The sequence below is a fragment of the Agromyces larvae genome, from assembly GCF_022811705.1.
GTDB lineage: Bacteria > Actinomycetota > Actinomycetes > Actinomycetales > Microbacteriaceae > Agromyces > Agromyces larvae.
Map to the genome: position 1 here is coordinate 2,890,296 of NZ_CP094528.1, position 19,041 is coordinate 2,909,336.

13 protein-coding genes are annotated in these 19,041 nt (G+C 71.3%); 6 read left to right on the forward strand and 7 right to left on the reverse strand.

Going from position 1 to position 19,041, the window contains the following annotated elements; all coding sequences use genetic code 11:
• Window positions 1-22: 22 nt before the first annotated feature.
• From MTO99_RS13910 to MTO99_RS13935, 6 genes are all read left to right on the forward strand, one after another.
• Window positions 23-1,102 carry an ABC transporter substrate-binding protein gene (locus MTO99_RS13910; protein WP_243554232.1) on the forward strand — a complete coding sequence of 360 codons (1,080 nt, stop codon included), beginning with the start codon at window positions 23-25 and terminating at the stop codon, window positions 1,100-1,102.
• 52 nt (window positions 1,103-1,154) lie between these two features.
• Window positions 1,155-1,898, forward strand: a complete 744-nt coding sequence (locus tag MTO99_RS13915) for an ABC transporter ATP-binding protein (RefSeq protein ID WP_243554233.1) — start codon at window positions 1,155-1,157, stop codon at window positions 1,896-1,898.
• Window positions 1,888-2,925, forward strand: coding sequence for an ABC transporter permease (locus tag MTO99_RS13920; protein ID WP_243554234.1), 1,038 nt, complete (start codon window positions 1,888-1,890; stop codon window positions 2,923-2,925). The genes MTO99_RS13915 and MTO99_RS13920 overlap by 11 nt, the downstream gene beginning before the upstream one ends.
• Complete coding sequence (cobA, locus tag MTO99_RS13925) at window positions 2,922-3,701, forward strand: uroporphyrinogen-III C-methyltransferase (RefSeq protein WP_243554235.1); 780 nt, start codon at window positions 2,922-2,924, stop codon at window positions 3,699-3,701. Before MTO99_RS13920 ends, cobA begins: the two co-directional genes overlap by 4 nt.
• Entirely contained in the window at window positions 3,698-5,098 is a 1,401-nt protein-coding gene (locus tag MTO99_RS13930) for an FAD-dependent oxidoreductase (protein ID WP_243554236.1), read from the forward strand. The genes cobA and MTO99_RS13930 overlap by 4 nt, the downstream gene beginning before the upstream one ends.
• A 182-nt stretch (window positions 5,099-5,280) precedes the next feature.
• Window positions 5,281-8,565: an ExeM/NucH family extracellular endonuclease gene (locus tag MTO99_RS13935; protein ID WP_243554237.1), complete on the forward strand. Its 3,285-nt coding sequence runs from the start codon at window positions 5,281-5,283 to the stop codon at window positions 8,563-8,565.
• A gap of 88 nt (window positions 8,566-8,653) precedes the next feature.
• On the opposite strand, the gene MTO99_RS13940 is transcribed toward MTO99_RS13935, so the two are convergent.
• From MTO99_RS13940 to MTO99_RS13970, 7 genes are all read right to left on the reverse strand, one after another.
• Window positions 8,654-9,703 carry a zinc-dependent alcohol dehydrogenase family protein gene (locus MTO99_RS13940; RefSeq protein WP_243554238.1) on the reverse strand — a complete coding sequence of 350 codons (1,050 nt, stop codon included), beginning with the start codon at window positions 9,701-9,703 and terminating at the stop codon, window positions 8,654-8,656.
• Window positions 9,704-10,013: 310 nt separating this feature from the next.
• Window positions 10,014-11,129, reverse strand: a complete 1,116-nt coding sequence (locus MTO99_RS13945; RefSeq protein WP_243554239.1) for an ABC transporter ATP-binding protein — start codon at window positions 11,127-11,129, stop codon at window positions 10,014-10,016.
• Window positions 11,126-12,262, reverse strand: coding sequence for an ABC transporter permease (locus tag MTO99_RS13950; protein WP_243554240.1), 1,137 nt, complete (start codon window positions 12,260-12,262; stop codon window positions 11,126-11,128). Before MTO99_RS13950 ends, MTO99_RS13945 begins: the two co-directional genes overlap by 4 nt.
• A 1-nt stretch (window position 12,263) precedes the next feature.
• Window positions 12,264-13,244, reverse strand: coding sequence for an ABC transporter permease (locus MTO99_RS13955; protein ID WP_243554241.1), 981 nt, complete (start codon window positions 13,242-13,244; stop codon window positions 12,264-12,266).
• Window positions 13,241-14,356 carry an ABC transporter ATP-binding protein gene (locus MTO99_RS13960; RefSeq protein ID WP_243554242.1) on the reverse strand — a complete coding sequence of 372 codons (1,116 nt, stop codon included), beginning with the start codon at window positions 14,354-14,356 and terminating at the stop codon, window positions 13,241-13,243. The genes MTO99_RS13955 and MTO99_RS13960 overlap by 4 nt, the downstream gene beginning before the upstream one ends.
• A gap of 159 nt (window positions 14,357-14,515) precedes the next feature.
• Window positions 14,516-16,186, reverse strand: coding sequence for an ABC transporter substrate-binding protein (locus MTO99_RS13965; protein WP_243554243.1), 1,671 nt, complete (start codon window positions 16,184-16,186; stop codon window positions 14,516-14,518).
• A 47-nt stretch (window positions 16,187-16,233) separates the two neighbouring features.
• Window positions 16,234-18,936 carry a beta-glucosidase family protein gene (locus tag MTO99_RS13970; RefSeq protein ID WP_243554244.1) on the reverse strand — a complete coding sequence of 901 codons (2,703 nt, stop codon included), beginning with the start codon at window positions 18,934-18,936 and terminating at the stop codon, window positions 16,234-16,236.
• Window positions 18,937-19,041 lie beyond the last annotated feature (105 nt).

Below are 19,041 nucleotides of genomic sequence, written 5' to 3' on the forward strand. Positions count from 1 at the left end.
TGAAACGAAGGAGGCGAAGCCTGTGAACATCCGCACCCGCACCATCTCGACGATCACCGCCCTTGGAGTGAGCGCCATGATGCTCACCGGTTGCGCCACCGCATCCGGGGCGGCCGAGCCCGAGGCATCCGCCGACACGTCGCCGGCCGCCGAACTGCGACTCGGCTACTTCGCGAACGTGACGCACGCGCCCGCACTCGTCGGCCTCCAGGAGGGCCTGTTCGCCGACGCGCTCGGCGACACGAAGCTCACCACCTCCGTCTTCAACGCCGGCCCGGCGGCCGTCGAGGCGCTGACCGCAGGTGCGATCGACGCCACGTTCATCGGCCCGAACCCGTCGATCAACACGTTCATCCAGTCGGGCGGCGAATCGGCCGTGGTCGTCGCGGGCGCCGCGACGGGCGGCGCCGCCCTCGTCGTGCGCGACGGCATCGACAGCCCCGCCGACCTCGAGGGCACCACCCTCGCCTCCCCGCAGCTCGGCAACACGCAGGACGTCGCGCTGCGCGCCTGGCTCGCCGACGAGGGCTACGAGACCGACACGTCGGGCGGCGGCGACGTGCACATCACGCCCACCGAGAACGCGCAGACGCTGACCCTGTTCCAGCAGGGCCAGCTCGACGGCGCATGGCTGCCCGAGCCGTGGGTGTCGCGCCTGGTCGTCGACGCCGGCGCGCACGTGCTGGTCGACGAGGCCGAACTCTGGGAGGACGGCGCGTTCCCGACGACCGTGCTGCTCGTGAACAAGACGTTCCTCGCCGAGCACCCCGAGACCATCGAGGCGCTGCTGGAGGGCGAGCTCGCCTCGATCGATTGGATCGCCGAGCACCCCGACGAGACGGCCGGCGTCATCAACGCGCAGCTCACCGCCGACACCGGCAAGGCCCTCGACGACGCCGTCATCGACCGAGCGCTCGACCACGTCGTGTTCTCGGCGGATCCGCACGCCGAGGCGTTCTCGACCCTCGTCGAGAACGGCCTCGAGGCGGGCACGCAGAAGGACGGCTCGATCGACGGGCTGTTCGACCTCGCCATCCTCAACGGCCTGCTGAAGAAGGCCGGAGCCGAGCCGGTGTCCGCCGGCGGGCTCGGAACCGAGTAGGCGGCGCGCCGCCGCACACGGCGAGCCGGGCCACGGCCAGGGAGCAGACGACATGACCGACCGCACCGCGATCCGCCTCGAGCACGTGGGCAAGCGCTTCGGCGCGGGCCCCGTGGTCCTCGACGACGTGAACCTCGACATCGCCGAGGGCGAGTTCGTCTGCCTGCTCGGAGCATCCGGCTGCGGCAAGTCGACGCTCCTCAACCTCATCGCCGGCCTCGACCGGCCCTCGGCGGGCACCATCCACGTGCCCGCCGAGGGCACCGCCGTGATGTTCCAGGAGTCGGCGCTCATGCCGTGGCTCACGGCGGCGCGCAACGTCGAGCTCGCACTGCGCCTGCGCGGGGTGCCACGGGCGGCGCGGCGCACGCAGGCGCTCGAACTGCTCGACGTCGTCAACCTCGCGGACGCCGCCGACAAGCGCCCCCACGAGCTGTCGGGCGGCATGCGCCAGCGCGTCGCGCTCGCCCGCGCGCTCGCGCAGGATCGCCCCGTCCTGCTCATGGACGAACCGTTCGCCGCGCTCGACGCGATCACCCGCGACCTGCTCCACGAGGAGCTCGAACGGGTCTGGCGGCGAACCGGCCGCACCATCGTCTTCGTCACCCACAACGTGCGCGAAGCCGCGCGGCTGGGGCAGCGCGTCGTGCTCCTGTCGAGCCGGCCCGGCCGGGTCGCGGGCGAGTGGCGCATCGCCGAGACATCCGGTCGGCGCATCGAGTCGCCCGAGGTGGCGGCGCTCTCGATCGAGATCACCGAGCGACTGCGGAAGGAGATCCGCCGAAATGCCGCGTGACGCGAACAGCACGGTCGAGGAGGTCGTCGGGGTCGCTTCGACAGGCTCAGCGAGCCATGCAGATCAGCTCCCTGAGCCCGTCGAAGTCGCTTCGACAGGCTCAGCGAGCCCCGCACATCAGCTCCCTGAGCCCGTCGAAGGGGGCGGCGCCCCCACGCCCGCGCACGACGACCTCCGCTCCCTCGAGGCGGGCCTCGACCGGCTGCAGACCGATCTCGACACCCGCCCGAGCGCGTGGCGCCGGTTCACGACGAGCGTGCTCCCGCCGGTGCTGTTCATCGTCGCGCTGGTCGCCGCCTGGCAGCTCTACGTCGTGATCGCGCAACCGCGCCCCGACATCGCGCCGGGCCCCGTCGACGTCGTGAACGCGTTCGCCGCGGCCTGGGAGACCGGCAAGCTCCAGCTCGCCGTCGGCACGAGCCTCGAACGGGGCATCCTCGGGTTCCTCATCGCGACCGCTGTGGGCACACCGCTCGGCCTGCTGCTCGCCGAGGTGCGGCCGCTCCGGCGCGCGGTCGGCCCGATCATCTCGGGCCTGCAGGTGCTGCCGTCGGTCGCGTGGGTGCCCGCGGCGATCATCTGGTTCCAGCTGACGGATGCCACGGTCTACTTCGTGATCCTCATGGGCGCGATCCCGTCGATCGTGAACGGCCTCATCGCGGGCGTCGAGCAGGTGCCGCCGCAGCTGCGCCGGGTCGGCACGGTGCTCGGCGCCGGGCGGTTCCGGCTCGCGACCCTCGTGGTGCTGCCGGCGTCGCTGCCCGGGTATGTCGCCGGGCTCAAGCAGGGCTGGGCGTTCTCGTGGCGCTCGCTGATGGCCGCCGAGATCATCGCGATGGGCGGTTCGATCGGCTTCGGGCTCGGCTCGATGCTGCAGTTGAACCGCGACCTCGCCGATCTCGCGGGCGTGCTCGCGACGATCCTCACCATCCTCGCGATCGGCATCCTGATCGAACTGGTCGTGTTCGCGCCGCTGGAACGACGGATGCTGCGCCGCCGGGGCCTGCTCGTGGAGCGCGCGCGGTGAGCGGCGGCGTGACCCTCGTCGGCGCCGGCCCGGGTGACGTCGGGCTGCTCACCCTGCGCGGGCTGCGCGCGCTCGAGGCGGCCGACGTCATCGTCGCCGACCGGCTCGGCGCCCGCGGCGTGCTCGACGGCCTCGCGGCCGAGCGCGCGGCCGCCGGCGAGCCGCCGCTTTCCGCCGAGGTCGTCGACGTCGGCAAGCTGCCCGGCCATCACGCCGTGCCGCAGGACGCGATCAACGCGCTCCTCGTCTCGCTCGCGCAGGCCGGCAGGCGCGTCGTCCGGCTCAAGGGCGGCGACCCGTTCGTGTTCGGGCGCGGGCTCGAGGAGGTCCTCGCGTGCCGCGCCGCCGGCGTCGACGTCGAGGTGGTCCCCGGCGTCTCGAGCGCCGGCAGTGTGCCCGCCCTCGCCGGCATCCCGCTCACCCATCGCGGCGTCGCGACCGCCTACACCGTCGCCACCGGGCACGATCAGATCCGCGAGCTCGGCGGCGGCCGCGATCACACCGTCGTCCTCCTGATGGGCGTCGGCACGCTCGCGAACGCGGCGATCACCCTCGCACGCGGCGAACGAGGCAGCGAATGTCCAGTCGCGATCGTGGAGGATGGATACGGCCCGGGTCAGCGCGTGACCATCGGCACCCTCGACACCATCGCGGTGCAGGCGGCGCGGCGGAGCATCCGTTCGCCCGCCGTCGTCGTGGTGGGCGATGTCGTCGCGCTCAGCCCGTACGCCCCCGAAGCCCTCGCAGCATCCCTCCGAAAGGCAGCCACCCAGTGAGCTCGAACCTCCGCGTCGCCATCATCGGCGCCGGCCCCGCCGGCATCTACGCCGGCAACATCCTGAACAACGTCGTGGCCTCCCTTCGAGAGGCTCAGGGAGCGATCTCGCGCGTCTCGATCGACCTGTTCGAGTCGTTGCCCGCGCCGTACGGGCTCATCCGGTACGGCGTCGCGCCCGACCATCCCCGCATCAAGGGCATCGTGAACTCGCTGCACGAGATGCTCGACGCCGGCACCATCCGCCTGATCACGAACGTCGAAGTCGGCCGCGACATCTCGGTCGACGAACTGCAGGAGCACTACGACGCCGTCGTCTTCGCGACCGGCGCGATCCGCGACGCGGCCCTCGACATCCCCGGCATCGACCTGCCCGGCTCGTACGGCGCCGCCGACTTCGTGAGCTGGTACGACGGACACCCCGATGTGCCGCGCACGTGGCCGCTCGAGGCCGAGTCGATCGCGGTCATCGGCAACGGCAACGTCGCGCTCGATGTCGCGCGCGTGCTCGCGAAGCATCCGGTCGATCTGCGCAAGACGGATGTCCCGGCGAACGTCTACGCCGGCCTCGAGGCGTCCCCGGTGACCGACGTGCACGTGTTCGGCCGGCGCGGCCCCGCCGACGTGAAGTTCACGCCGATCGAGCTGCGCGAGCTCGGCGAGGTGCCGAACGTCGACATCGTCGTGCACGACGAGGACTTCATCGGCGTCGACGCGACGCAGGCGCCCAACAACCAGGTGAAGATCATGCTGCGCACGCTCGAGTCGTGGCGCGGCCGCGAGTCGACCGGGGCATCCCGCCGGCTGCACCTGCACTTCTACCACTCGCCCGTCGAGGTGCTCGGCACCGACCGCGTCGAGGGCGTGCGCTTCCAGCGCAACGAGCCGGTGCCCGGCGGCGCGTGGGGCGAGGTGCGCGCGACCGACGAGTTCCGTTCGTACGACGTGCAGGCGGTCTACCGCGCGGTCGGCTACTTCGGGTCGCCGATCGTCGGGCTGCCGTTCGACGAGCGTCGCGGCGTGATCGCGAACGAGGGCGGGCGCGTGGTCGGCGCAGACGGCGCCCCGCTGCCGGGCCTGTACGCGACCGGCTGGATCAAGCGCGGCCCGGTCGGGCTCATCGGCCACACCAAGAGCGATGCGATGGAGACCATCGAGCACCTGGTCGCGGATGCCTCGGCCGGCGCGCTGCGCGCGCCTGTCGTGGCCGACGGCGATGCGGTGCTCGCACTGCTCGACGAGCGCGAAGTCGAGTACTCGACGTGGGACGGCTGGCTCGCCCTCGACGCGCACGAGCGCGCCCTCGGCGAGGCCGACGAGTTCCCCCGCGAGCGGGTGAAGGTCGTGCCCCGCGAGGAGCAGGTCGGCATCTCGCGCGGCGCGCTGGTGAGCGAGTAGCGCGCCTCGACCAGCTGGGCTGCGCATTCGAGCGGATGCGACGCCCTGCGCCGCGCATCCGCGCACGTTCACCCGCTGGACGCCCTGCGGGGTCTTCCCTCGCGCGCCCGACTCCCCTAGCGTGACGCGAACGGGGGATGAGATCCCCCTGCCGATGTGGGCGCTGATCAGGGGGAGATCGCATGCAACCGTTCACCAGGGGCCTCACCGCCACGCTCGCGACCGCCGCACTCGCGGCGGTCGGCGTCGTCGTGCCGGTGTCCGCCGCCACCGCCGCCGCACCGACCGACCTGTTCATCAGCGAGGTGATCGAGGGGTCGAGCAACAACAAGGCGGTCGAGGTGTTCAACCCGACCGGCGAGCCGATCGCGCTCGACGGCGTCTCGCTGCAGATGTTCTTCAACGGCAGTGCGACGGCGGGCCTGACGATCGCGCTCACCGGCACGGTCGCGGCGGGCGACGTGCACGTGATCGCGCACGCGTCGGCATCGGCGCCGATCCTCGCGCAGGCCGACCAGACGAACGGTGCGGGGTGGTTCAACGGCGACGACGCGCTGACGCTGGTCGCGGGCGGCGCGGTCGTCGACTCGTTCGGACAGGTCGGCGCCGACCCCGGCACCGAGTGGGGCACCGGTCTCACGTCGACGGCCGACAACACGCTGCGCCGATCCGCCGACGTCTGCGTCGGCGACCCCGACCCGACCGACGCGTTCGACCCGGCGGTCGAGTGGGTCGGCTTCGCCACCGACACGTTCGACGGGCTCGGCGCGCACGCGTGCGGCGACGTCGAACCGCCGACCGGCGACCCGGTGATCAACGAGTTCTCGGCCTCCACGGCCGGCACCGACGTCGAGTACGTCGAGCTGCTCGGTACGCCGAACGCCGACCTGTCGGCGTACACCGTGCTCGAGATCGAGGGCGATGCGCCGACGAGCGGCGCCGCGCAGTTCGGCGTCGTCGACCAGGTGATCGGGTTCGGCACCGCCGGCGCCGACGGCCGCGCGCTCGCGACCCTGGCCGCGAACGACCTCGAGAACGGCACGCTCAGCCTGCTGCTCGTCACCGGCACGCCCCCCGCGCTCGGTGCCGACCTCGACGCGGACGACGACGGCGTGATCGACGAGGCATCCGGTCTGATCGTCGTCGACTCGGTCGCGGTGAACGACGGCGGAGCCGGCGACGTAACCTACGGGCCGGTGACCCTCGGCGTCGCGTACGACGGGCAGCCGTTCGCGCCGGGCGGCGCGTCGCGCATCCCCGACGGCACCGACACGGATGCCACGGGCGACTGGGTGCGCAACGACTTCGACCTCGCCGGCATCCCGGGCAACACGGGCACGCTCATCGACGGCGAGGCGGTCAACACCCCCGGTGCCGTGAACTCGACCGAGCTCGACGAGGGTCCGGGGCCGATCGAGGCCGACTGCGACGCGCCGACCGTGACGATCGGCTCGGTGCAGGGCGCGGGCGCGGCGACCCCGCTCGCGACCGGCACGCAGGTCGAGGTCGAGGGCGTCGTCGTCGGCGACTTCCAGACCGGCGGCTTCGACGGCTACTACCTGCAGGACTCGGGCGACGGCGACGCGGCGACCTCGGACGGCATCTTCGTGTTCGCGCCGGGCGGCGCAGACGTGGTGCTCGGCGACACCGTGCACGTCGTCGGCACCGTGTCCGAGTTCTTCGGCATGACCGAGGTCACGGCGGTCGCGGCATCCGTCTGCGCCACCGGCGGCACGTCCGCGCTCCCGGCGCCGACCGAGCTGACCCTGCCGCTCGCGCCCGCCGACCGCGAGCGCTTCGAGGGCATGCGCGTGACGCTGCCGCAGACGCTCTCGATCCTCGAGACCTTCGAGTACGGCCAGTTCGGGCTCATCACGCTCGGCACCGAGCGCCAGTACCAGCCGACCGCGATGTTCGCGCCCGGCTCCGCCGAGGCGGTGGCGCTCGCGGCCGCGAACGTCGCCGACTCGATCGGACTCGACGACGGACGCGGCGTCCAGAACCCCGACCCCGCACTGCACCCGAACGGCGAGGCGTTCACGCTCGACAACGCGTTCCGCGCCGGCGACCACGTGACGGCGGCGACCGGCGTGCTCGACTACCGGTTCGACCAGTGGTCGGTGCAGCCCACGCAACCGGCCCAGTTCGCGTCGGTGCTGCCGCGCGAGAGCCTGCCCGACGTCGGCGGCGACCTGCGGGTGGCGAGCTTCAACGTGCTCAACTACTTCACCGACCTCGACCTCGACGCCCCCGGCACCGACTTCCGCGGCGCGAACACCGCCGAGGAGTTCGAACGCCAGGAGGCGAAGATCGTCGCCGCGATCACCGAGATCGACGCCGACGTCGTCGGCCTCATCGAGATCCAGAACAACAACGACGGCGCGGCCCTCGACACGCTCGTCGCGGCGCTGAACGAGCAGGCCGGTGCGGGCACCTACGCGGCGATCCGAACGGGCACCCTCGGCACCGACGCGATCACGACCGCGCTCGTCTACCAGCCGGCGAACGTCACGCCCGCGGGCGGCTACGCGGTGCTCGACACCTCGGTGGACCCGCGCTTCGACGACGACCGCAACCGGCCCGCACTCGCGCAGACGTTCACCTCGAACGCGACCGGCGAGGCGGTGACCGTCGTCGTGAACCACCTGAAGTCGAAGGGATCCGCCTGCTCGGGCGACCCCGACCGCGGCGACGGGCAGGGCAACTGCAACCTCACCCGGGTCGCAGCCGCCGAGGCCATCGTCGACTGGCTCGCCGGCGACCCGACCGGGCAGGGCACGGTCGGGCGCGAGCTCATCATCGGCGACCTGAACTCCTACGACCACGAGGACCCGATCGAGGTGCTGACCGGTGCCGGATACACCGACCTCGAGAAGCAGTTCACCGGCGAGGAGGCGTACTCGTACGTGTTCGACGGACAGCTCGGGTACCTCGACTACGCGCTGGCGGGCACCGGGCTGGTCGGCGATGTGACCGGGGCATCCGCCTGGCACATCAACTCCGACGAGCCGAGCATCATCGACTACGACATGACCTTCAAGCAGCCCGCCCAGGACGCGCTGTTCGCACCCGACCCGTACCGGTCGAGCGACCACGACCCGATCGTCGTGGGCATCCGGCTCACCCCGCCCGACACCACGGCGCCGACGCTGACGGTCACCGCGAACCCCGCGAAGATCCTCATCCCGACGCTGACGTGGCGGACCGTGAACCTGAAGCCCGTGGCATCCGACGATTCGGGCCAGGCGACCGTCTCGTTCGTGAAGGTGACCACCACCGGCAAGCACGCGCAGGTGCGCAAGGTCTCGGACACGAAGTTCGAGATCCGCGCGATGCCGGGCACGAGCTACACGTTCGAGTACCGGGCGACCGACGCGACGGGCAACACGACGACCGCGACCGCGCGCACCGAGGTCGGCACCGTGCGCGACCTGATCGAGACGATCCTGGACTGGCTGTTCGGCTGATCCCTCCGCTGGTCGAGGAGCGCGAAGCGCGTATCGAAACCCGGTTCCCCGCCTTCCGAGGCCGGGTCACCGGGTCTCGATACGCGCCCTACGGCCGCAGCAGCACCTTGATCGCCCGGCGCTCGTCCATCGCCGCATACGCCTCGGATGCCTCGGACAGCGGCAGCTCGAGGTCGAAGACCCGGCCCGGCCGAATGGCACCCGAGCGCACGTCGGGCAGCAGCTCCTCGATGTAGCCGCGCACGGGCGCCACCCCGCCCCGCACGCCGACGTTCGTGTCGAACATGCGCCGGACGGGAAGCTCGGGCCCGCCGTTCGGCACGCCGACGAACCCGACCTGCCCGCCGGGGCGCGCCGATCGCAGCGCCTGGTCCATCGATTCCTTCGTGCCGACGCACTCGAGCACGCAGTCGGCGCCGATGCCGCCGGTCAGTTCGCGCACCGCGGCGACGCCCTCGGCGCCTCGCTCGGCGACGACGTGCGTGGCGCCGAACTCGCGCGCGAGCTCCTGCCGATCGGCGTGCCGCGACATCGCGATGATCTCGGCCGCGCCGAGCCGCTTCGCCGCGATGATCGCGCAGAGCCCGACCGCGCCGTCGCCGACGACGGCGACCGTCGACCCCTCGGTCACGCCCGCGGACACCGCGGCGTGATGGCCCGTGCCCATGACATCGGCGAGCGCGAGCAGCCCCGGCACCTCCTCGTCGGCGATCGGGCCGGGGACGACCACGAGCGTGCCGTCGGCCAGCGGCACCCGCACCCGCTCGCCCTGCCCGCCGTCGGCGAACCCGCCGAACCGGTCGTCGCCGCCCCACCAGCTGCCGTTCAGACACGAGGTCGAGAACCCGTTGCGGCAGTTCACGCAGGTGTTGTCGCACACGTAGAACGGCGCGATCACGAAGTCGCCGACCTGCACGAGCCCGACCGCGTCGCCGATCGCCTCGACCACGCCGACGAACTCGTGACCGATGCGGTGCGGCTCGCGCGTGGGGGTGATGCCGCGGTACGGCCACAGGTCGGACCCGCACACGCAGGCCGCGACGACGCGCACGATCGCGTCGCCGCCGGTGGAGAGCAGCGGATCGGGCACGGCTTCGACGCGGATGTCACGGGCAGCGTGGATGACGGTGGCGAGCATGGTCCGAGCCTATGCCGACGCCGCCGCGGCCGCGGCCGCCGCCGCGGCCGCCGCCGGCACCGACGCTGTCGCAGGCACCCTGTGCAGACGGCGGCACCGCCGGCAGTGCCTCCGACTGAACACGGTGCCTCGATTGCGGGGCGGCCCAGCCGGCGAGCTCGCGCTCGATGACGTGGGCGAGGGTACCCGGGTTGGAGGCACGGTATTCAGTCCGAGGCACGTCCGACGGCTCCTCGGACTGAACACCGTGCCTTCGTTGCGCCGAAGCGCTGCGCGTCAGCGCGGCGCGTCAGCACCGGGGCGCTGCGCGTCAGCGCTGCGAGAGCTCCAGGGGCACCGGCTTGGCTTCGAAGCCCGCCGCGATGACGCGGCCCGGGTCGTGCCGCAGGCACGACACCGAGCGGCGCGGGTCGTCGCCGTCGACATCGGGCGCAGTGAGCACCGGCTCGACCGTGCCGCATGCGTCCCACGCGAACGCGCACCGGTCGCGGAACGGGCAGCCGCCTCCGAGCTTCGACAGGTCGGGCGGCGAGCCCGGGATGCCGGTCAGCTCGCGCCGCGGGCCGCGCAGCGGAGGGAACGAGTGCAGCAGCGCCGACGAGTACGGGTGGCGCGGCCGGTGGTAGACGTCGAGCGACTTCGCGTCCTCGACGATGCCGCCCGCGTACATGATCGCGATGCGGTCGGCGATCTCGATCAGCAACGACACGTCGTGCGTGATGAAGATGACCGAGAACCCGAGCCGGTCGCGCAACTCGGCGATCTGCTCGACGATCTGGCGCTGCATCACGACGTCGAGCGCGGTCGTCGGCTCGTCCATGATGAGCACCTGCGGCTCGAGGGCGAGCGCCATCGCGATCATCACGCGCTGGCGCATGCCGCCCGACAGCTGGTGCGGGTACGACCGCAGCCGGTCGGGTGCGATGCCGACCAGTTCGAGCAGTTCGGCGGCGCGCTCGAGCGCTTCGGGCTTCTTCATGCCCGGGCGGTGCGCCATGATGCCGTCGGCGATCTGCGACCCGATGCGGTGCACGGGGTTGAGCGAGTTCATCGCGCCCTGGAACACGATCGCGAGGTCCTGCCAGCGCGAGGCGCGCAGTTGCTGGTCGTTCAGGCGCAGCAGGTCGGTCTTCGTGCCGTCTCGGTCGGTGAACAGCACCTCGCCGCCGGTGATCAGGCCGGGCGGGGGCAGCAGCCGGGTGGCCGCGTACGCGAGGGTCGACTTGCCGCAGCCTGACTCGCCGGCCAGGCCCAGCACCTCGCCGCGCCCGAGCGTGAGGGACACGTCGCGCAGCACGTGCACCGCGTCATCCTCGTAGCCGTAGTCGACCGAGAGGTTGCGGATCTCGAGCACCGGGTCGGATGCCGCGGTCGCCGGCCGGCCGGCGGCGGTCGACGCCGAGGAGTCGGGGGTGAGCAGGGTCATGAGCGGGCTCCCTTCGCCGCGCGCTTGGCTTCGGCCGCGCGGGCGGCGGATTCGGTGCGGACGGCCGCAGCAGCGGCATCCGTGACATCGCGACGCTCGCGCGCGCCGGGGGCCTCGTACACGACCGGCGTGAAGCCGATGCGCGGCCGGATGCCCCGCTTGCGCAGCTTGCGGGCGTTCAGCGCCGTCGACCGCAGACGGGGGTTGACGAACTCGTCGATGCCGAAGTTGATGAGGGTGAGCCCCATGCCGAGCAGGGCGATGCAGAGACCGGCGGGGATGAACCACCACCACGCGCCGCGCTGCAGCGCGAGCTGCGACTGCGCCCAGAACAGGATGGTGCCCCAGTTCCAGTCGCTGCCCGAGCCGATGCCGATGAACGCGAGGGTGATGAGCGAGAGCACCGCGAAGGTGACCGTGCCGACGAAGCCCGACGCGATGATCGCGGTGAGGTTCGGCAGGATCTCGGCCGTGATGATGCGCCAGCTCCGCTCGCCCGTGGCGCGAGCCGCCTCGACGAAGTCGCGCTTGCGCAACGACAGGGTCTGAGCGCGCAGCACGCGCGCACCCCACGCCCAGCCCGTGACCGCGATCACGACCGCAACGGTGATGCCGCCGACGCTCGGCAGCTGGCCGGCGATGATGATGATGAGCGGCAGCTGCGGGATCACGAGGAACACGTTCGACAGCGCCGACAGCGTCTCGTCGCCGATGCCGCCGAGGTATCCGGCGGTGACGCCGACGATCACGCCGATCACGGTCGCGAGGATGCCGGCGATGAACCCGACCACCATGACGCCGCGCGTGCCGACGATGAGCTGGCTGAAGATGTCCTGCCCGAGGTGGGTGGTGCCCATCCAGTGCTGCCACGACGGCGGCTGCATCAGGTCGTCGCTCTGCGCGCTCGGGTCGTAGGGGGCGATCCACGGGCCGATGATCGCGATGAGCGTGAAGAACGCGATGATCGCGAGCCCGGTGAGCGCCTTCCCGTTGCGCAGGAACAGGAACCGGTGGGCACCGCCCTTGCTGCGCGAACGCTCCTGCGCCGCCGCGGCGACCGCGGTCGTGTCGGGCGCCTGCGTGGGGCGGCTGGCCTCGTCGAGCTCCTCGACGATGCTGTTGTCGATCGTCATCTCAGCCCTCCTGCCGGGTACGGGGATCGAGGAATGCGTACACGAAGTCCGCGAGGATGTTCGCCGCGAGCACCGCGATCGTGATCACCAGGAAGCAGCCCTGCATGAGCGGGTAGTCCTTCGCGTTCACCGCGTTGAAGAGCAGGAATCCGATGCCCTGGTAGGTGAACACCATCTCCATGATCAGCGTGCCGCCGACGATGAAGCCGAGCGACAGCGCGAAGCTCGACACCTGCGGCAGCACCGCGTTGCGGGCGGCGTAGTTGAACATGACCCGGCGCTCCGAGAGGCCCTTGGCCTGCGCGACGGTCACGTAGTCCTCGCTGGACACGGTCACCACCATGTTGCGCATGCCGAGGATCCAGCCCGAGATCGACGAGATGATGATCGTCAGCGCGGGCAGGGTGCCGTAGAAGATCACCGACGAGATGAACTCCCAGTCCCAGGAGGGGATGAGCGACCGGTCGTAGCTGCCCGACGAGGGGAACCAGCCGAGCGTCACCGAGAACACGAAGATCGCGATGAGGCCGAGCCAGAAGTACGGCACCGCCGAGAAGAACGTCGAGATCGGCAGCAGCGAGTCGGCCCAGGTGCCGCGGCGCCAGCCGATGCCGGTGCCGATGACGGTGCCGACGAAGAAGCTGATGATCGTCGCGATGCCGACCAGGCCCACCGTCCACGGCAGCGCCTGCGCGATGACCTCGGTCACCGGCATCGGGAACAGCGAGAACGAGATGCCCAGGTCGCCGCGGAACAGGTTGGCCCAGTAGTCGAGGTACTGCTGCCAGAGCGGCACGTTCTCGTCGAGGCCGAACATCGCGTACAACGCGGGGATCGCGTCGGTCGGGATCTTGCCCTGGTTCTTGGCGATGAGCGCCTTCACCGGGTCGCCCGGCATCATGCGCGGGATGAAGAAGTTGATCGTGACGGCCGCCCAGGCGGTGATCACGTAGAAGATGCCACGTCGGACGAAGAACCTCATGCGGATGCCTCCTCTCCGGCGTGCGCGGCGTCGACGCCTGCGGCGTGCGCGACGATCGCGGCGGCGTCGGGGGCCGCGGGGCGCTCGCCGAGCACCTCGATGACGTCGGTGACCTGCGGACGGTCGGGGCGGTCGGAGTAGCCCCAGCAGGCGGCCTGGCGGCCCTCGCCGACCTCGAGCAGCGGCGGCACCTCGGTGCGGCACAGCTCGGTCGCGAACGGGCAGCGCGGGTTGAACCGGCACCCGCTCGGCGGGTTCACGAGGCTCGGCGCCTCGCCGCGGGCGCCGTGCGCGCGCGCCTCGAGGTCGTCGGGGTCGGGGGCGCTGCGCACCAGCAGCTGGGTGTACGGATGCTTCGGATCCTGCGTGACGGACTCGCTGTCGCCGGTCTCGACGATGCGGCCGGCGTACATGACCGCCGTGCGGTCGGCGAAGTAGCGGGCCGACGCGATGTCGTGGGTGATGTAGAGGATCGCGATCTTCAGACGATCGCGCAGGTCTTTCAGGAGGTTCAGGATGCCGAGGCGAATGGACACGTCGAGCATCGAGATCGGCTCGTCGGCGAGGAGCACGTCGGGGTTCGCGGCGAGCGCGCGGGCGATGGCGACGCGCTGGCGCTGACCGCCCGACAGCTCGTGCGGGTACTTGTCGACGTAGCGGGCGGGCGGCGTGAGCTGCACGCGCTCGAGCAGTTCGTCGAGTGCGGCCTCGAGCGCCTGGCCGCGGAGGCGGCCGCGGTGGATCCGGAGTGCGCGGGTGAGGGTGTAGCGCACGGGGTGGATCGGGTTGATCGACCCGAACGGGTCTTGGAAGATCATCTGCACGCGCCCGACGTACCGGCGGAACGCGCGGCGGTTGTGCACGGTCGCGTCTTCGCCGTCGAGCACGATGCGGCCCTCGGTGAGGGGCATGAGCTGGGCGAGGAGGCGGGCGATGGTGCTCTTGCCCGAGCCGGACTCGCCGACCAGGGCGACGACACGGCCGGCGTGGAGTTCGAGGTCGACGTCGTCGACCGCGTGCACGACACCGTGTTTGCCGATGCCGCGGACCGGGAAGTGCTTGCGGAGCGACTCCGCTCGCAGTACCGATCGCTCGGGTTCTGTGTTGCTCATTCGTTCACCTTCGAAACGGGCCCGGGAACAGGGTAAGCGCGCCCGGGCTCGGATTCGGCATCCTGCGACGCCGGGGGTGTGGGCGGACGACGGGTGCAGGGCCCGCCGCCCGCCCGGTTCGGCGTCGGGCCGGTGACGAGGTCACCGGCCCGACAGGTCTCACTTCTCGGTCGGAACCAGCTTCGAGAGGATGAGCGCCGCCTGCGGCCCGGTGGGCTGCGGGTTGGCGTACGGGTCCTCCTCGGTGGGGAAGCCCGTGTAGTTCACCGTCGAGTACTGCGCGACGGCCGGGCGCTGCCAGATCACGAGACCGGGGGCGTCCTGCACGTACGCCTGCTGGATGGTCTGCATGGCCTCGGCGCGGGTCGCGTCATCCGATGCGCCCTTGAACGCGGCGAGCGCGTCGGTGACGGCCTGGTTGTTGTAGCGACCGAAGTTCCAGTTCGCGGTCTCACCGAGCGGCACGTACGACGCGCCGTCCATGATGTTCGAGTACAGGTTCCACGGGGTGGAGCCGTTGTCGACCCAGTGCAGGGTCGCCTGGAAGTTGCCGAACGGGATGATGTCGTTGAACCAGGTGTCCTGCACGGCGGGCTCGACGGTCGCCTCGGCGCCGAGCTCCTTGGCGCCGGTCGCGATGATGTCGAGCGCCGAGAGGTAGTCGCTCCAGCCGGCCGGGTTGGTCAGCACGAACGAGACCTTCTCGCCGTCGGGGTCGACGAGGGCGCCCGAGTCGTCCCACGTGTAGCCGGCGTCGGTGAGGATCTGCTTCGCACCGTCGACGTCGACCGCGAGCTCCTGGCCCTGGAACTCGTCAGCGATGAACGCGTCACCGGTCGGAGTCGGCAGGCCGGTCACCGAGGTGATGGTCGGCCAGACGCCGTAGCCCGCCTTCTTCGAGATCTCATCGCGGTCCATGGTCAGGTTGAGCGCCTGACGGAACGCCGGGTTGTTGAACGGCTTCGTCTGGTTGTTGAGGAACAGCACGTCGACGCCGAAACCGCCGCCCGCCACCTGGTGGAAGTGCTCGGGGTTCTTGGCGATGAAGGTGTTCTCGTAGTCGGGGATGAACGTCCAGCCCCACTGCGCGTCGCCGGTGGTGAGCGCGGTGGTCAGGCCGTTGTTGTCGTTGAAGGTGTCGTAGCGCAGCGCGCCCACCTTCGGAGCCCCGCCCCAGTAGTCGGGGTTCGGCTTCAGCGACACCGACTGCGAGGTGAACTTGTCGAGCACGAACGGACCGGTGCCGATCATCTCGTCATCGGTGAACTCGACGGGGTTGTCGACCTCGCCCCAGATGTGCTCGGGCACGATGAGGAGCCGGTACAGCTTGTCGCGGTTGACGAACTGCGAGGTCGTGAAGTCGACGACGACCTTGCCGTCCTCCACCGAGACGCCCTCGTACTGGTCGGGGAAGTCGATGTTCAGCTCGGGGTTGTCCTTGCGGAGCTGCACCGAGAAGGCGATGTCGTCGGCGGTGAAGTCTTCACCGTCGCTCCACTTGACGCCCTCGCGCGGGGTGATGATCGCCTGGGTCGAGTCGTCGTTCCACTCCACCGACTCGGCGAGCCACGGGGTGGGGTCGTCGGTCGGGTGCAGCTCGTTGACCTGCATCAGCGACTCGTAGACCACGAACGCGTAGCCGAGCGAGAGCGATGCCGAGCCGGTCGCGAGCGGGTTCTGGTTGGGCGACTGCGGGCCGTTGGGCATGCCGACGACCAGCACCTTGCTGCTGGCGCCGCTGTCGTCACCCCCAGAGTTGCTGCTGCAACCCGTGAAGACCAAGCCGGCGGCGACCAGTACGGCCCCGGCGGCGAGGATGCGCTTGCGCATTTCGATGCCTCCTTGCATTCCAATAGGTGTGAGCAGGTGCTCGGGTGTTACTTCGTGTCTCCGATGACGACCGGGGCTGCCAGTCGGAGGTCTCTGCTGGACCGCCCCACCCGGAGCTCGTACGCTCCGGCCGGAAGAGTCCATGCTTGCGTGTCCGTGTCCCAGATCTCGAACGCGCGTCGCGCGATCGGGATCGACACGGATGCCTCGCCGCCCGCCGCGACGTCGACGAGCGCGAAACCCGCGAGCCAGCGCTGGGGGCGCTGCTCGTCGGTGTCGTCGGGGGCGGAGAGGTAGGCCTGCACGACCTCGCGCGCGTCGACGGTGCCGACGTTCGCGACGGTGACGTGCGCGGTGACGACGGGGCCCGTCGAGCTCGCAGAGCCCGTCGAGCCCGCTGAGCCCGTCGAGCTCGCTGAGCCCGTCGAAGCGAGCCCACCCCCTTCGACAAGCTCAGGGGACCCGACCGAGCTCGCTGAGCCCGTCGAAGCGAGCCCACCCCCTTCGACAAGCTCAGGGGACTCCGCCAGCGCGAGCGACCGATAGGCCCACTCGCCGTAACCGAGGCCGAACCCGAACTCGCGTGCGGGGGTGCGGCCGAGGCGGTCCCAGCCGCGGTGGCCGACGTGCACGCCCTCGGTGTAGTCGATGTAGCCGTCGACGGGCAGCCCGTTCGGCACCGGCACGTCGGCTTCGCTCGCCGGGAGGGTCCACGGCAGTCGGCCGCTCGGTTCGATCTCGCCGGTGAGCACGGCGGCGAGCGACGAGCCGGCCTCCTGGCCGGGCAGCCACCACCAGAGCACGGCGGGCACCTCGTCGAGCCAGGGCAGGATGACGGGCGCGCCCGCGTTCACGACGACGACGGTGCGCGGGTTCGCGGCCACCACACGGCGCACGAGCTCGTCCTGCCGGCCGGGCAGCGCGAGGCCGGGGCGGTCCCAGCCCTCGGACTCGGTCTCGGGGTTGGTGCCGACGACCACGACCGCGAGATCGGCGCCGGCGGCCGCGGCGACGGCCTGCTCGATCTCCTCGTCGACGGTGAGGCCGGGGGCGCGGTAGCGGAAGTGCACGCGCACGAACCGCCCGTAGCTCTCGCCGTCGATGACCTGCAGGTCGGCCTCGACGCGCACGCGGCGGTCGGCCTCGACGTCGATCGTCGACTCGATCATCGGCGGGTTCGCGTAGCTGGAGTTCAGCACGACCTCGACGCCGACCTCGTCGGTCGACTCGCCGCGCAGTTCGCCGTCGACGACGACGCGGTGCGCGCCGACCGGGCCGACCTCGATCACGTGACGGCCGGCGCCCTCGAGTGCGACCTCGGCGGTCAGGCGGGCGGATGCCACGCGGGCGTCGGCGACCGGGAACCAGAGGCCCGTGGCATCCGGAACCTGGAGCGACTCGACCGTGGAGCCGTCGGCGGCGAGCAGGTCGATGCGGATGCCGGGCTCGCCGTCGGGCGTGGTGACGAGCTCGCCGGGCACGAGCGGTGCGGTGACGGTCGTCGCGCCGCCGCGGAATCGGGCGACCTCGGTGCCGGGCAGCGCCGCCTGCAGCGCCTCGAGCGGGTCGCTGATGTGGGGTGCGGTGACGAACGCGCTGCCGCCGCCCTGCGTGAACGGCTCGACCGCATTGTGGCCGATGAGGGCGACGCGCTTCGGGGCATCCGCACCCGATGCGATGGGGAGCAGCGCACCTTCGTTGCGCAGCACGACCGTCGATCGCGCCGCGGCCTCGCGCAGCAGCGCGACGACCTCGTCGCCGGCCGGGTCGTCGGTGGCGCCCGCCTGGTCGTAGGGCAGCACGTCGCCGGCGACGCCGCTCAGGGCGCCGACCCGCTCGCCGAGCCGCACGATGCGCGCGACCTTCTCGTCGATGACCGACTCGGGCACCTCGCCCGACTCGACGGCGGCGACGAGCGCCGCGCCCCACGGCCCGCCGGGGCCGGGCATGATCAGGTCGAGCCCGCCGTTGGCCGACTCGGCGGTGTGCTTGGTGGCGAGCCAGTCGCTGATCACGACGCCGTCGAACGCCCACTCGCCCTTGAGGATGCCGTTGAGCAGCGGGCCGTGCGCGGTCGCGGTCTGCTCGACGCCGTCGCGGCTGAGCCCGTTGTAGGCGGCCATGATCGTCCACACGCCGGCCTCGACGACGGCTTCGAACGGGGCGAGGTAGACCTCGCGCAGCGTGCGCTCGTCGATGCGGGAGAGGTAGGTGGTGCGGTCGGTCTCGGTCTCGTTGCCGATGAAGTGCTTGACGCAGCCGGCGATGCCCTGCTGCTGCAGCGCGTCGATGAACGCGACGGCGAGGCGGGCGGTGAGCAGCGGGTCCTCGGAGAAGCACTCGAAGTGCCGGCCGCCGACGGGCGAGCGCTGCAGGTTCACCACCGGGGCGAGCACGACGTCGACGCCCTTGCGGCGGGCCTCGGCGGCCATCAGCTCGCCGAGTGCGGCCTGGAGGCGCACGTCCCAGGTGGCGGCGGTCGCGCTCGGTGCGGGCATCTGCGCCGAGGGCAGGCCGTCTTCGCCGGTGCCGCGGACTCCGATGGGCCCGTCGGACACGGTCATGGTGCGCAGGCCCAGTTGGGGGAGCTCGGTCAGCGTCCAGGTGGCGGCGCCGGTGAGCAGTCGCACCTTGTCGGCGAGCGGAAGCGCGGTCGCGATGGCGATGGCGTCCTCGAGGGCGAGGGCGGTCGGATCGGGCCGATGCGCAGCCCGCTCGTCGGTTCCGCTGGCCGTGGTGGTCGAGGTCACGCCGTAGTCTCCTTAGGGGCTCGTCATTGAGTGACGCGAGCTATCGTGACACACTTACTGACTTGTAAGTAAGTTAGGGCCATAACGGTTCGGTAACGCGTCGTG